The sequence below is a fragment of the Lysinibacillus sp. ZYM-1 genome, assembly GCF_001308875.1.
In the GTDB taxonomy this organism is placed as follows: domain Bacteria; phylum Bacillota; class Bacilli; order Bacillales_A; family Planococcaceae; genus Lysinibacillus.
The window spans coordinates 54700-70015 of record NZ_KQ465110.1 but is presented as its reverse complement, the minus strand read 5'-3'; the positions used below and the strand labels follow the sequence as shown (position 1 = coordinate 70015).

15 protein-coding genes, 1 pseudogene and 1 other annotated feature (1 of these 17 cut by a window edge) are annotated in these 15316 nt (G+C 38.4%); of the genes and pseudogenes, 12 read left to right on the top strand and 4 right to left on the bottom strand.

All coding sequences use genetic code 11. The features are described 5' to 3' along the window. The first annotated feature begins 25 nt into the window (after positions 1–25). Positions 26–505, top strand: a complete 480-nt coding sequence (locus AO843_RS05630; RefSeq protein WP_025116473.1) for an acyl-CoA thioesterase — start codon at positions 26–28, stop codon at positions 503–505. Positions 506–550: 45 nt separating this feature from the next. On the opposite strand, the gene AO843_RS25540 is transcribed toward AO843_RS05630, so the two are convergent. Together AO843_RS25540 and AO843_RS25535 are read right to left on the bottom strand one after the other, a co-directional pair. Further along, a complete protein-coding gene (locus AO843_RS25540; protein WP_231630088.1) occupies positions 551–1195 on the bottom strand; it encodes a methyl-accepting chemotaxis protein in 645 nt (214 codons plus the stop codon). Between the two features lie 120 nt (positions 1196–1315). Continuing rightward, positions 1316–1861: pseudogene (locus AO843_RS25535) on the bottom strand (protoglobin family protein); the annotation flags it as partial. A 281-nt stretch (positions 1862–2142) separates the two neighbouring features. Here AO843_RS25535 and AO843_RS05620 point away from each other — a divergent pair. Then, positions 2143–2352 (top strand): hypothetical protein, encoded by a 210-nt coding sequence (locus tag AO843_RS05620; RefSeq protein ID WP_054610160.1) that lies wholly within the window; start codon positions 2143–2145, stop codon positions 2350–2352. Positions 2353–2407: 55 nt separating this feature from the next. Here AO843_RS05620 and corA read toward each other — a convergent pair whose 3' ends face one another. Beyond that, the gene (gene corA / locus AO843_RS05615) at positions 2408–3370 is read right to left on the bottom strand and encodes a magnesium/cobalt transporter CorA (protein ID WP_054610159.1); all 963 of its coding nucleotides are present in this window, start codon (positions 3368–3370) and stop codon (positions 2408–2410) included. Positions 3371–3407: 37 nt separating this feature from the next. After that, complete coding sequence (locus AO843_RS05610) at positions 3408–4091, bottom strand: class I SAM-dependent methyltransferase (RefSeq protein WP_054610158.1); 684 nt, start codon at positions 4089–4091, stop codon at positions 3408–3410. 124 nt (positions 4092–4215) lie between these two features. Between AO843_RS05610 and AO843_RS05605 the strand changes: the two genes are divergently transcribed. From AO843_RS05605 to gltX, 10 genes are all read left to right on the top strand, one after another. Continuing rightward, positions 4216–4521 carry a DUF4870 domain-containing protein gene (locus tag AO843_RS05605; RefSeq protein ID WP_054610157.1) on the top strand — a complete coding sequence of 102 codons (306 nt, stop codon included), beginning with the start codon at positions 4216–4218 and terminating at the stop codon, positions 4519–4521. Positions 4522–4785: 264 nt separating this feature from the next. Further along, positions 4786–5256: a CtsR family transcriptional regulator gene (locus tag AO843_RS05600; protein ID WP_054610156.1), complete on the top strand. Its 471-nt coding sequence runs from the start codon at positions 4786–4788 to the stop codon at positions 5254–5256. A 13-nt stretch (positions 5257–5269) separates the two neighbouring features. Continuing rightward, on the top strand, positions 5270–5812 hold the full coding sequence (locus AO843_RS05595) for a UvrB/UvrC motif-containing protein (RefSeq protein WP_054610155.1): 543 nt from the start codon (positions 5270–5272) through the stop codon (positions 5810–5812). After that, a complete protein-coding gene (locus AO843_RS05590; RefSeq protein ID WP_054610154.1) occupies positions 5809–6918 on the top strand; it encodes a protein arginine kinase in 1110 nt (369 codons plus the stop codon). The genes AO843_RS05595 and AO843_RS05590 overlap by 4 nt, the downstream gene beginning before the upstream one ends. Next, positions 6908–9352, top strand: coding sequence for an ATP-dependent Clp protease ATP-binding subunit (locus AO843_RS05585; protein WP_054610153.1), 2445 nt, complete (start codon positions 6908–6910; stop codon positions 9350–9352). Before AO843_RS05590 ends, AO843_RS05585 begins: the two co-directional genes overlap by 11 nt. A gap of 91 nt (positions 9353–9443) precedes the next feature. Next, a complete protein-coding gene (gene radA / locus AO843_RS05580; protein ID WP_054610152.1) occupies positions 9444–10820 on the top strand; it encodes a DNA repair protein RadA in 1377 nt (458 codons plus the stop codon). A 258-nt stretch (positions 10821–11078) separates the two neighbouring features. Next, entirely contained in the window at positions 11079–12164 is a 1086-nt protein-coding gene (locus AO843_RS05575) for a PIN/TRAM domain-containing protein (protein WP_054610151.1), read from the top strand. An 11-nt stretch (positions 12165–12175) separates the two neighbouring features. Continuing rightward, positions 12176–12871, top strand: a complete 696-nt coding sequence (gene ispD / locus AO843_RS05570; RefSeq protein ID WP_054610150.1) for a 2-C-methyl-D-erythritol 4-phosphate cytidylyltransferase — start codon at positions 12176–12178, stop codon at positions 12869–12871. A 303-nt stretch (positions 12872–13174) separates the two neighbouring features. Then, on the top strand, positions 13175–13651 hold the full coding sequence (ispF, locus tag AO843_RS05565) for a 2-C-methyl-D-erythritol 2,4-cyclodiphosphate synthase (RefSeq protein WP_025116461.1): 477 nt from the start codon (positions 13175–13177) through the stop codon (positions 13649–13651). 90 nt (positions 13652–13741) lie between these two features. Further along, on the top strand, positions 13742–15202 hold the full coding sequence (gene gltX / locus AO843_RS05560; RefSeq protein WP_054610149.1) for a glutamate--tRNA ligase: 1461 nt from the start codon (positions 13742–13744) through the stop codon (positions 15200–15202). 50 nt (positions 15203–15252) lie between these two features. Continuing rightward, positions 15253–15316 (top strand) — a binding site (T-box leader); it runs 155 nt beyond the window's last position.

Sequence of the window (15316 nt, the reverse complement as noted above, 5' to 3'; positions counted from 1 at the left end):
TACATGAAGGGAAGTTACAAGAAATATGACAAACAACGCTGTACCAATGAGCCAATCACGTACGGTTCAATCGCGTCTCGTATTACCCCCAGACACAAACAATCACAATTCTATTTTCGGTGGAAGAGTGTTAGCTTATATTGATGAAATTGCTGCTATTACAGCGATGAAACATGCGAAGGGACTTGTAGTCACAGCTTCTATAGACTCAGTCGATTTTTTATCAGCTGCCCATGTAGGAGATATTCTTGAAATTGAAAGTATTGTTTCCTCTACAGGACGTTCTTCAATGGAGGTTTACGTTCGCGTTGTTTCTCGCAATATTGAGACTGGTGAGGAAAAATTAACGACAGAATCATTTGTAACAATGGTTGCAGTAAATGAGGAAGGGAAACCCGTACCAGTACCTGCAATTTATCCTGAAACTGATGAGGAAAAACGTTTATTTGAGACAGGGCCAGCAAGACGTGAACATCGTAAACAAAAGCGTGCATTGCCGCATTAAAGATAAAGGGAGCTTCACTTAAACGGTGGGGCTCCCTTAGTTTTTTTACATATTTAGTTCATTGACCACATTAATGAGTGAATCAGAAGAAGAGGATACAAGCGTTGCCCCTTGGGATAATTCAGTAATTAAATTAGAAATAGCTGAAATATCTCTAGATGTATGAACATATTGTTGCTGAATACCAGATACGGCATCCGCAATATCATTAAACGATTTAGATAAGTTTTCTTGTGTATTGACGCTATGTTGAATTTTTTGGTCAACATTAATAACTGAATTTGCCATCGTCGTAATATTACCTTCAGTTTCTTTAATAAGGTGCGAAACATTTTGCACAGCATTTTTTGTTTCTTCAGCAAGCTTTCGCACTTCTTCTGCTACAACCGCGAAACCTTTACCGTGTTCCCCAGCTCGAGCAGCCTCAATAGATGCATTTAAAGCTAATAAATTTGTTTGATCAGCAATGCCTGTGACAAGTCCTACTATCTCTGAAATTTTTTGAGAGGATGTACGTAGCTGATTCATAGTTACCTCAAGGCTGTTTACGCTTTGTAAAATAACTTGAATTAAATCATTTTGTTCTTTCAGCTGCTGTTGACCACGTTTAGACTTTTCCTGTGTATCTGCGACGAAGCTCAATCCTTGCGTTGTTGCTTCTGCAATATCATCTGTTTGTGAGGAAATCACTAATAATGATGCAGCCGTTTCTTCACTAATGGCATTAAGCTCCTCTGCTGTACTCTGAATTGTCGTAACAAGGGCATTTTTCGTTTGGTCAGCCGCTGTTCGAATCCGATCTTCCTCTTTTTCATAAGCCTCGATAACAAGCTGTTGTTCAAAATTAATGATTTTACAAAATGCATTTATAGCGCGAATAGCGTCATTCTTTGAGATATCCACTTCATTCACAAAGTTTGTGAACGTAGAAGTAAGAGATTGGAATGAGGCGATATACCATTTCGATTGTAAGCCAATTCGAACATGGGTTTCAGCGATGGCTTTTCTTTCGGCAATATAGGCGTCATGAATATGACTTTCAAAAATATCGCTTAAATGCTTATGTAACGTAACTTTTAATCGATCGATATGCGAGGTTCTATTAATAATATCTAGTAAATCTTGGCTCAAACTAATGGCTGCATAAAATTGCTCCACCATCGCTGGAATTAAATCCTTAGCTAACGGTTGTAGTTGCTTAATAATGGCTAAATCCTCAATTGTTAAATTTAAAAGCTGTAATTGCTTTTGAAGATTTGGGTGGTTTGAAACATCTAATTGTACATGGCCCTTAAAATTTTCAGGTGTTAAAGTAATTGAGTAGCTAGAACTGCTGTTTTTTGAAAACCAACTCATTATTGTTTGCTCCATTCTTAATATCCATAATAATTGTGAGTAAAATGCACTTCTAATTTTGTTAGGTCTGTAAATTTGATAAATAAATGGTATTAAATCTATTTTACTATTATTTGCTGAATATTTGGATAAAAATTTGGTTATTTCTTTATTTTTTTACTTTATTGTCAGTCCAAAAGGTGAAGCAAAGTAAATTTGAATTTAAATTGGGAAACCTGTAAAATACGTACTGTTTAAGAAGATAAAAACTGAACGTGAAAGATGGTAGGAGGAAGTACTATATGGAGAAGAAACGCTTTAAATTTATTATTCCAGTCATGGTTATTGTTGCGATTGGTTCCGTCTATATGTTACGAAACTATTATGCGGAAGTTCCAGAAGTTGAAAAACTGTTAATTACAATTTGTGCAACCTTAGGGTCAGGTGTGCTCGCATACTTTTTATTCCCACAGCAAGGTGACAATAAAATTGATGACCGTGGTCCCTATTAATAGTCATAAATGAAGCTGCTCGTTTTGTTGTAAAACGAGCAGCTTTTTGTGTAAATTAAGGCTTAAATAATTTAAACCAGCCTTTATGTTTAAAGATGGCAAGCATAGCCATTACAATAATAATCATAATACCTAAGATAATGAAGTAGCTGTATTGTCCATGTAGCTCAGGCATATTATCAAAATTCATCCCATAAACTCCAGCAATAAAAGTTAGCGGTATGAAGATGGTAGACACGATTGTTAAAGTCATCATAATGCCGTTCATGCGGCTTGAGCTCATAGCCATATAACTATCCCGCATATCTGCAGTCAGCTCTCGATTCGATTCAACCATTTCTGTTAGCTTTAGCAGATGGTCGTATATATCTCCAAAATAAGCTCTTTCTGATTTGTTTAAGGAAAAACGGTAAGAATTAAGCACTCGATATAACAGGTCACGCATTGGTAAAATAGCGCGCCTTAAGTCGAGCAAATCACTACGAAACTCGAAGACAATCTTCATGGCATTTACGTTGCTTTGGTATGTAAGCTCACCTTCTAGTGCATTTAGATGATCTTCAATTTTATAAACAAGCGGGAAATAACTATCAACAATTTTATCAATGGTTTGATATGTTAAGTAGACAGTGCCACGTTCCCAATTCTTTGGCTGGCTTTCCAACATCTTTTGTACCTTCTCTATTTCGGGAACAGGGTTCTTATGAAAGGTCACAATATACTTATTAGAGGCAAAAATATTCACCTCTTCTGCGGCTAATGTCTCCTCGTTTAATCGATGAATGACGAAAAAATGAAAATCATCATAAAAATCGAGCTTCGGACGTTGTAATCGCATTAAGCAATCTTCAATAGCTAGTGGGTGGAAATGAAAAAATGAATCTAGCAATGATTCTTCCTCTGCAGTTGGACAGTCAAAATCAACCCAGTACCACTCGAACTCTTGTTGATGGATGGTTTCCAAAGGGAAATCCTTTAGCAGTTGTTGTTTTTTTGTAATTCCAATGGTACTTATCACAGCTTTCACCTCTAAGTATTTACTACGAAATGTATATTTAATGCTCCTCTTTAAAGCATACCCAACCACCAAACAAAGTAGTGGTAAAAAATCTAGAAGGTTTTATAAAGCCTGCTTCTTGTAATAATGTTAAAATATCCTCTTCAGGCATAAATGAAAGGGCACGGATGGATTTTTCCATTTCCATTACATCGGGAACTGATAATTTAGTATGTTGTAGCCAATAGGAACGCCATAAATCGAATTGTAGTTCCGTTTCGATAGAACCAGGTTGACCATATTTTGAAACAAGGACAAACGGCGCTCCAGGCTTTAAATGGTGTGCGATTTCTTTCAAGGTTGACAGCTTTGCTTCATATCCTCGAATAAAATGGAGGACGAGTACACAGCTTGCTGCATCAAATTTTATGGTTGGAAGATGAGTGTCCAGCATCGTTCCTTGATAGAATGACAGATCATTGGGGAGCGATTGTAGACGTTCTTTTGCTATATTGAGCATCGGTTCTGACGGATCAATACCTGTGAATGCCCAATGTGGATTACCTTCAGCTAGCTGTAATATTTCATTGCCACTTCCTGCACCAACAATCAATATGTCAGCGTGTTCAGGCAATATGGATCGATAAAAAGTTTGTATTAAACGAAGCATAGCATCATAGCTTGGTAGAGTACGGCGAATCCCCTTTTCATATTCATTTGCTAATATGTTGTTGAATTCCATCTCTCATCACGGCCTTTCAAAAATTTTTTATAAATCCACTCTAAATTGAAACTATTGCGGGTATAGTTCCGTAAATAGTAGTACATAAAACAATAGACAATGTATAAAGAAAGGGTTGATATATATGGAGAATAAATGGTCTAAAGTAATCATACACGCAAGTGCGTTTTTTGCGCCATGGTTAGTTCCCATTATCTTCTTTTTAATAAGTTCGGATGAGGAAGTGAAGGCTATCTCTATTCAAGCATTGCTTTTCCAACTTGTTATGGGTATTTTAATAGCTGTCTCTGGTGTTTTAAGTTTTATCGTAATTGGCTTACCATTTTTAGTCGTGTTCGGTATTATGTTTATCGTGGCACCGATCATCGGTATCGTCAAAGCATTATCTGATGAGCCTTGGCGTTATCCAATTGTTGGTCGTTGGGTATAATTTTCATAGACGCAAGTATATGCTAGATGCATATGCTTGCGTTTTTTCTATGGCCAAAAAGGGTACATTAGGTGTAGTAAGCAAATAAGTATGATCGATAACCACTAAACAGTGCCTTTTTCTACGCTTAAATCTACTTTTTAAGACTTATCATTTTTTCTCTGGGCGAAATCATTGCAATTTTTTTCAAGCGTTTTGTATAATATACTCAAAGAAAGTCAAAGATAGTCAAAGTCAGTGAAGCAAGCGAGGTGTATTCCTAAAATGCGTAATATATCAGACATCATAGAAGGTTACTTAAAGCAAGTACTTGAATTAGGTGGAGAAGGGCATATTGAAATAAAACGTAGTGAAATTGCTGATAAATTTCAATGTGTACCGTCACAAATAAATTATGTTATCAATACAAGATTTACTGCCGAGCGAGGTTACCTTGTGGAGAGCAAGCGAGGTGGTGGTGGATACATTCGAATTTTACGTGTCCGCGCGAATTCACAGATTGATTTAATCGATGATGTTCTCCGGCATATAGAAGGTGGGGCATCGCAAACAATGGCAGAAGATTTAGTGTATAGGCTCATCGATGAGCAGGTAATTTCAAAGCGAGAAGCGAAGTTAATGTTAGCAGCAATTGACCGCTCAACAATCGACTTACATCTCCCTCTAAGAGATGTTATTCGTGCAAAAATATTGCGGGCGATGCTGACAACTATAAAATACGAGCAGCAGAAATAGTGAGGTGATGGAAATGATATGTGAACATTGTAAACAACGTAATGCGACAGTTACTGTAACACAAGTTCAAAATGGGCAAAAGGTGGAGCACCATTATTGTGACGTCTGCGCCTCACAGTTCCATCCATTTCATGCAGAATTTAAACAAGAGCCAGTTTCCATACAACAGTTACTATCTAACTGGTTTGGCTCACCTACATGGCAAAAGGTAGGGGAAAAACAACAAACGCAGCCGCAACAACAAACATGTCCACAATGTGAATTTACGTATAAGCAATTTTTAAAAGAAGGTAAGTTTGGTTGCCCAAGTTGTTATGACACTTTTAGTGAACATTTACCTAAGCTCTTTAATCGCATACAGGCTGGTCCCCAACATATTGGTAAAATGCCAGGTGCCCGCAGTAATGTGTATGTAATTAAAAAGCAAATTGAGGATATTCGTAAACGTATGAAGTTAGCTGTAGATGAAGAACAATTCGAAGAGGCAGCAAAGCTTCGCGATGAAGCCAAAGAGCTTGAGAAGCAGCTACAATTTGAAGGTGGTGATGTGTCATGATGATTGAATCGTTTTTAGAGCGTGCGACACCTACTTGGATGCGTATAGAAGACGATTATTCGGATATTGTCATTAGCACACGTATTCGCCTTGCTCGAAACTTAGATGGATTTCGTTTTCCATTAGCATTCTCAGAGAACGAGGCATTACAGGTGGAACAGGCAGTTACACATGCAGTAAGCGATAGTCCAACACTTCAAAATGATTATGCTTATTTTGCTATAAATGATTTAACACCTTTGCAACGTCAAATTCTTGTAGAAAAGCATTTGATTAGTCCACAGCTTGCCAAAAAAGAGCAGGTGGGCTCCGTGCTTCTGTCAGAAGATGAATCTGTGAGTATTATGGTGAATGAAGAGGATCATTTACGCATTCAATGTATGACAGCGAGTTTTCAACTTCAGAGTGCCTATGAACAAGCAGATAAAATTGACCGTATCCTAGAGAAGGTCTTACCCTATGCATTTCGAGATACCTTTGGTTATTTAACGAGCTGTCCAACAAATATTGGTAGTGGGCTTCGAGCATCTGTCATGATGCATTTGCCTGCTCTTACATTAACTGGACAGATGAATCAAATTATTAATGCCATGACACGCTTAGGAATGACCGTAAGAGGTATATATGGTGAAGGAAGCGAAAATTTGGGAAATGTTTATCAAGTGTCTAACCAAATTACACTTGGAAAGACAGAAGAGGATATTTTAGCAGATATACAAAGTGTTGCTGAAAAAATTATTCAAAAAGAACGGCATGCGAGAGGCAGATTGATGGAAAAAGCAGAGCTTGCTTTAGAAGACCGAGTATATCGAGCTTTAGGTACCCTTACTTATGCAAGAATTTTAACAAGTGAGGAAGCGGCAACCTGTCTATCGAATGTTCGTTTAGGCGTCGACTTACAGTTGATTGAAGGTATACAAGCAACAACTTTAAACGAGTGTGTTGTTAGTATGCAACCAGGTTTTTTACAGCATTATGCAGGTGAGGCATTACCGCCTGCTGAACGTGATCGTGTAAGAGCTGAAATGCTTCGTGAGGCATTATCTCAAACACACGCGAATAAGCCTATTAATGGGGAAAAAGGAGAGGATTTATATGATGTTTAATCGTTTTACACAACGCGCGCAAAAAGTATTACAGCTTGCTCAGGAAGAGGCTATTCGTTGGAAGCACGAATCTATTGGTACAGAGCATATTTTATTAGGACTTATACGTGAGGGCGGCGGTATTGCTGCGAAAGCGTTAGAAGCTATTGATATTAGTCCTCAAATGATTGAAGCAGGTATTGAAGAATTAGTTGGTAAAGGTAAAGAAGATGTTGGCCCAATCGTTCACTATACGCCACGAGCTAAGAAAGTAATTGAATTATCAGTTGACGAATCACGTAAATTAGGGCATTCGTATATCGGTACAGAACATTTATTATTAGCACTTATACGTGAAGGAGAAGGTGTGGCAGCACGCGTTTTAAACAATGCGGGTGTGGGCTTAAATAAAGCACGTCAGCAAGTTTTATTGTTATTAGGGAATAACGATAACGCACAATCTGGTCAACAAGCGGCTCAAGCTGCGAATACACCAACATTAGATAGCCTAGCACGTGATTTAACTCAAATCGCTCGTGAAGGTACATTAGACCCTGTTATTGGTCGAAGTAAAGAAATCACACGTGTTATCGAAGTATTGTCGCGTCGTACAAAAAATAACCCTGTCCTAATTGGTGAGCCAGGTGTTGGTAAAACAGCTATTGCTGAAGGGTTAGCACAGCAAATTATTAATAATGAAGTACCAGAAATTCTTCGAGACAAACGAGTTATGACACTGGATATGGGAACTGTCGTTGCAGGTACAAAATATCGTGGTGAGTTTGAGGACCGTTTGAAAAAAGTGATGGATGAAATTCGCCAGGCTGGCAATATCATTTTATTTATTGATGAATTGCATACTTTAATCGGTGCAGGTGGTGCGGAAGGTGCGATTGATGCATCAAATATTTTAAAACCGTCCTTAGCGCGTGGTGAGCTTCAATGTATCGGTGCCACAACACTTGATGAATATCGTAAATATATTGAAAAAGATGCGGCATTAGAGCGTCGTTTCCAACCGATCCAAGTGGATGAACCAACAGTAGAAGAAGCTATTCTAATTATTCAAGGTTTACGTGACCGCTATGAAGCACATCACCGTGTGAAAATTACAGATGAAGCGATTGAAGCAGCGGCAAAAATGGGTGATCGATATATCTCAGACCGTTTCTTACCTGATAAAGCAATTGATTTAATTGATGAAGCGGGATCAAAAGTACGCTTACGTTCATTCGCGGTGCCACCAAACTTAAAGGCTCTTGAAGATAAGCTTGAAAATGTTCGTTCTGAAAAGAATGCCGCTGTATCAGGCCAAGAGTTTGAAAAGGCTGCAGCACTAAGAGATACTGAGCAAAAGCTAAAAGATGAGATTGAAGCTACACGGAAAAATTGGAAAGAAGAGCAAGGCAAAGCCGAGTCCAAAGTAACTGTAGATGATGTTGCAGCAGTTGTATCGATGTGGACAGGAATTCCTGTAGCTAAAATTGCTTCAGAAGAATCTTCGAAATTATTACAACTTGAGGGAGAGCTACACAAACGCGTTGTAGGGCAAGGTGAAGCAGTAGAAGCCATTTCCCGTGCGATCCGTCGTGCAAGAGCAGGCTTAAAAGATCCAAAACGACCAATCGGTTCATTTATTTTCTTAGGACCTACAGGTGTTGGTAAAACAGAGCTTGCAAGAGCGCTTGCTGAAGTAATGTTTGGTGATGAAGATGCTATGATTCGTGTCGATATGTCTGAGTACATGGAGAAACATTCGACTTCTCGTTTAGTAGGTTCACCTCCAGGCTATGTAGGCTTCGATGATGGTGGTCAATTGACTGAAAAAGTTCGTCGTAAACCATATTCTGTCGTATTACTAGATGAAATTGAAAAAGCACACCCTGATGTTTTCAATATTCTACTGCAAGTGCTTGAAGATGGTCGTTTGACGGACTCTAAGGGTCGTGTAGTAGACTTCCGTAACACAGTAGTCATTATGACTTCCAATGTTGGTGCGGATGCTCTTAAATATCAAAAAAGCCTTGGTTTCAATGTAGGCGGTGCAGATTCTAAACATAAAGATATGAAGGGGACGATGCTGGAAGAATTGAAAAAAGCATTCCGCCCAGAATTCTTAAACCGAATCGATGAAATGATTGTCTTCCATTCATTAGATAAAGAGCATTTGAAAGAAATCATTGCTATGATGGGGAACGCTCTAACAAAACGTTTGAAAGAGCAAGATATTTCATTAGAATTAACAGATGCAGCGCTTGAAAAGATTGCACAGGAGGGCTATGACCCACAATATGGTGCTCGCCCACTACGTCGAGCATTACAAAAACAAGTAGAAGACCGATTATCAGAAGAATTACTTAAAGGTAATGTGGAGAAGGGCAATCATGTTGTCATTGATTACGTGAACGATGAATTTATCGTGCAGAAAAAAGAGGGAGTTTCTATCTCTAAATAATTCCATCTAAAAGACAGTGAGGCTTTAAGTGCCAAGCTGTCTTTTTTTTTGTACAATTAATATAAGAACAAATATTCGAGGTGAAAGAAAATTGGCAAAGAAAAAAACGAAATTTGTCTGTTCAGGCTGTGGCTATGAATCTGCAAAATGGATGGGAAGATGTCCAGGCTGTGGGGAATGGAATAAGATGGTGGAGGAAGTAGAGATTGTTGCGAAAGGACCACGTGGGGCATTCCAACATTCTGCTACAGTTACCCAAAAGGCAATCCCTATTATTCAGGTGGAAGCTAGTGAAGAGTCTCGTGTAGCGACAGAAATGGGCGAGCTGAACCGCGTATTAGGCGGTGGTATCGTACCTGGCTCTCTAGTATTAATAGGTGGTGATCCTGGGATTGGGAAATCAACACTATTATTACAAGTTTCAGCCTTGCTCTCGAATAAAGGCCATCGTGTGCTCTATATTTCTGGTGAGGAATCCATTCGTCAAACGAAACTACGTGCCGAGCGTTTAGGGGTAATATCTCAAGAGCTATACATCTATTCCGAAACGAATCTAGAATTTTTAAACCAAACGATTGAGGAAGTACAGCCGAAATTTGTTATCGTTGATTCCATACAAACAGTCTTTCATCCAGAGGTTACAAGTGCCCCAGGTAGTGTCTCACAAGTCCGTGAGTGTACAGCTGAGCTTATGCGAATTGCTAAGACAAAAGGAATTGCTATCTTTTTGGTTGGACATGTTACGAAAGAGGGGCAAATTGCAGGGCCTCGTATTTTAGAGCATATGGTGGATACAGTGCTGTATTTTGAAGGGGAAAGACATCATAATCATCGTATTTTACGAAGTCAAAAAAACCGCTTCGGGTCTACAAATGAAATTGCCATATTTGAAATGCTACAGGGTGGGTTAAAAGAAGTTCTGAACCCATCTGAGCTATTTTTGCAGGAGCGTTCACAAGGAGCGGCAGGTTCGACGATTGTTGCTTCAATGGAAGGAACAAGACCAATCCTTGTTGAAATTCAGTCCCTAGTAACGCCTACAAGCTTTAATTACCCTAAACGCATGGCAACGGGGGTTGATCAAAATCGAGTGCAACTGCTGATGGCAGTACTTGAAAAGCGTATGGGTCTCATGCTACAAGCTCAGGACGCATATATTAAAGTTGCTGGTGGTGTGAAATTAGACGAACCTGCCATAGATTTAGCTGTTCTGACAAGCATTGTGTCTAGCTTTAAGGATCAGGCTGTGCGGGCAACAGATTGCTTTATTGGTGAAGTGGGTCTGACAGGAGAGGTACGTCGAGTATCTCGTATTGAACAGCGTGTCATTGAAGCAGCAAAGCTTGGATTTAAAAGAGTCTTTATTCCGACATCGAATATTGGTGGTTGGGATTTTCCTCAAGGAATTGAAATTATCGGTGTAGAAACTATAAAAGATGCATTAAATTCCTGTTTTAGAGAGTTATAGGGAAAACCATGCATGTTAGATATAATCTGACATGCATTTCCTTCATTTTCGACGTTAAAAGTGGAAACTCAAGTAAAGGGATAGGCGTCCTAATTAATGTAGAATGGAAATATGATTTGAAAGAGAAATTGAAGGAAATCAATCAAGATATTTTACCCTTGTCATGACATCAAAAATAATGATAATTTGATGGGCTGATAAAAGATTTTCTACAGTAAAATATGTATAATCTTAACTAACAATAGGAGGTGACAGCTTGTGAAAAAATTTGTTCAAATTGCTTTTTTACTGATTGGAGGAGCATTGGGCCTTGTTTTCTTACCGCCATTATACGAATTGCTTCATTTATCATCTAATCCTTGGCTTGATAACCCTTACGTATCAGTAGCATTAGGCGCGCTTTTACTGTTTACATTATCATTTGCATTTTCTGATTATTTTGTGAAGCTCATTAGCTGGATGGAAGAGGTCCTGTTTAAGGTTCCAGTCGGAGATTTATTATTTGGTACGCTAGGCTTAATAATTGGGCTAATTGTAGCCTATTTCTTAGGTTTCGCTATCGATAGTGTGAAATTCCCTGTTATTACAGAGGTACTCCCAATTATCTTGTCATTTGTATTAGGGTATCTAGGTTTCCGTCTAGGTTATAGAAAAAGGGATGAATTAATACAGCTTTTTACCTTACGAAGCAACCATACGAAGAAAAAAGCTACTGAGGGTGCAGAGGTTACTGAAGTGCGAGGAAGTTACAAACTGTTAGATACAAGTGTCATTATTGATGGTCGTATTGCAGATATTTCTGAAACAGGATTCATTGAAGGGATCCTAATTGTGCCTCAGTTTGTCCTCACAGAGCTTCAGCATATTGCTGATTCCTCAGATACTTTAAAGCGCACTAGAGGTCGTCGAGGTTTAGACATTTTAAGAAAATTACAAGATGAACGTAAGACGAATGTTGAGATTACAGATGAGGATTTTGAGGATGTGCAAGAGGTAGATTTAAAACTTGTACGACTGGCAAAGAAAATGGGTAGCGACACTCAGATTGTCACAAATGATTTTAACCTTAATAAAGTCTGTGAGCTACATCATGTAAAAGTATTAAATATTAATGACTTAGCGAATGCTGTAAAGCCTGTCGTGATTCCAGGCGAAGATATGCAGGTTGTAGTCATTAAGGATGGCAAAGAGCATAATCAAGGTGTAGCCTATTTAGACGATGGTACGATGATTGTTGTAGAGGGCGGTCGCAGCTATATAGGACAGGCAATCACAGTAACAGTAACGAGTGTACTGCAGACATCAGCCGGACGAATGATATTTGCGAAGCCGAAGGACGATTAGGATGTGAAAAAATGCAATATGAAGTAGTTTTACCTGCCGCAGGAAGCGGTAAGCGTATGGGGGCAGGACAAAATAAATTATTTTTAAAACTTTTAGAGAAGCCTATACTGATACACACGTTAGAAGTGTTTCAGCAAGATCCTTTTTGCACAGGTATTTGGCTAGCGGTAAAACCAGAGGAGCGTGTTTATATTCAAGCACTGCTTGATGAATATGGTATTACTAAAGTCAAAGGTTTGCCTGATGGTGGTGCTGAACGACAGCATTCTGTACATTCGTGTATGAAGGAAATGCAACATGTAGACATTGTGCTTGTTCATGATGCGGCACGGCCTTTTATTACACATGACATTATTGCTAACCTTGTCCAAAGTGCACAAGACTTTGGTGCAGCTATTGCAGGTGTTCGAGCGAAAGATACAATGAAAAAAGTTCGTAATGGTGTCATTGAAGAAACAGTAGATCGTGATAGCTTATGGATGATTCAAACGCCACAAGCCTTCCAATTTGATTTAATTGTTGAGGCAGAGAATGTTGCGGATAAAGTTGGTTTTCTTGGCACCGATGAAGCAATGCTAGTTGAACGCCTTGGACATACAGTGCATATTGTAGAAAGCAGCTATGAAAATGTTAAAATAACGACGCAAGAGGATTTAATATTTGGAGAAGCTATTTTACGAAAACGAGCATTGCAATTAAACGAATAGTAGTTAGTCTAAAAATCTCATTAGCGATGGTTGCTAATGAGATTTTATCTTGATGTAGTAAAATATTTTCGTAAATATTAGAGAAAAAACTAGACGCAATCATGCAGAGGTGTAATGGGTCTGTAGGCACAAGAAAATGCTCACTATTTGCTATCAGCTCAATTTCCTAGGAAATATGTTAAAATGTGAGGGTATAATAGTGAATAAATATATAAAAGTGAAAGAAGGTGAATGAGACTGCGTTTTAGGCAGACAAGGAGCTAATTAAGTTCATATGTATTGCAAAAGTGGTCTCTCTATCATATGTTTCGAATTGGACAAGGTTTTGATGTACATGCATTTGAAGAAGGTCGTCCATTAATTATCGGTGGCATTACCATTCCGCATGAAAAAGGGCTAGTCGGACATTCAGATGCAGATGTTTTATTACACACTGTTACGGATGCAGCGTTAGGAGCAATTGGCGAAGGCGATATTGGTCGCCATTTTCCAGATACAGATCCAGCATTTAAGGATGCAGATTCCGCAAAATTATTAGAATATATTTGGAAGATTGTTGAGGATAAAGGGTATATTTTAGGTAATGTCGATTGTACAATTATGGCACAACGACCAAAAATGGCTCCATATATTGAACAAATGCAAAATCGTATCGCTGAATTGTTGCATGCAGAACCATCACAAGTAAATGTCAAAGCGACAACAACTGAACGTCTAGGTTTTACTGGTCGTGAGGAAGGTATAGCAGCGATGGCAACGATTCTTTTAATTAAGAAATAAATGTGAGTTAACTCCGCTTTTATTTCCAGTTACAGAGTGGTAAAATGAACAAAGTCAATTTTTTGATCGAAAATTTAGGAGGCTTTTAATATGACGAAAGAAGTTCGCGTTCGTTACGCGCCATCTCCAACAGGTTTTTTACATATCGGTGGAGCGCGTACAGCATTATTCAATTATTTATATGCAAAACATCATAACGGTAAATTCATTGTACGTATTGAAGATACGGATATTGAACGTAATGTAGAGGGTGGAGAAGCATCTCAGCTAGATAACCTAAAATGGTTAGGTATTGAATATGATGAGTCCATTGATATTGGTGGACCTTATGCGCCTTATCGTCAAATGGAGCGTCTTGATATTTATAAAGAGCACGCTGAAAAACTATTAGAGCAAGGTGTAGCCTACAAATGCTTCTGTTCATCAGAAAAACTGGAAGCATCTCGTGAAGAACAAAAAGCAAGAGGTGTAGCAGCTCCTACTTATGATGGTACATGCCGCCATCTTTCTGCAGAGGAAGTTGCAGCTAAAGAAGCTGCTGGTGAGCCATACACAATCCGTATGCGTGTACCTGAAAATGTAACATATGATTTTGAAGATTTAGTTCGTGGACAAGTTACATTTGAATCTAAAGACATTGGTGACTGGGTACTTGTAAAAGCTAACGGTATTCCAACATATAACTATGCTGTAGTTTTAGACGATCACTTTATGGAAATTTCTCATGTTTTCCGTGGTGAAGAACATTTATCTAATACACCTAAACAAATGATGATTTTTGATGCATTTGGTTGGGAGTACCCACGCTTTGGACATATGACATTAATTATTAATGAAAACCGCAAAAAACTATCAAAACGTGATGAGTCCATTATTCAGTTTGTCACTCAATATAAGGATTTAGGGTATCTTCCTGATGCGATGTTCAACTTCTTTGCTTTACTTGGTTGGTCTCCAGAAGGGGAAGAAGAGATTTTCTCTAAAGAAGAATTTATTAAAATCTTTGATGAAAAACGTCTTTCTAAATCACCATCTATGTTTGATAAACAAAAATTGACATGGATGAATAATCAATATATTAAAAAACTATCTTTAGAAGAAGTGGTAGCATTAACTTTACCTCACTTGCAAAAAGCTGGCCTATTACCAGAGGAACTTACAACAGAGCAACATGCATGGGCAACAGATTTAATTGGGCTTTACCATGACCAAATGAGCTTTGGCGCAGAAATAGTCGAATTATCTAGCCTATTCTTTAAGGATCATATTGAATATGATGAAGAAGCAAAAGCTGTTTTAGCAGGAGAGCAAGTACCTGAGGTAATGGCAGCATTTAAGGCACAGCTTGAAGAGTTAGAAGAATTTACACCAGATGCCGTAAAAGCAGCTATTAAAGCTGTGCAAAAAGCTACAGGTCATAAAGGTAAAAATTTATTTATGCCAATCCGTGTTGTCACAACGGGTGAAACACACGGACCTGAGCTCCCAAATGCCATCTGCTTAATTGGTAAAGAGACAGCGATTGATCGTGTAGAAAAATTTGCGCAATAAATAGAAATTCATTGACAATTGATTCGTTCGTTGTAAAATGTATTTACATTGAAAAAGCGTTGATAAGGAGAAGTAAGTGGCGCATGCTCTAAAGAGAGGACCATCACCGGCTGA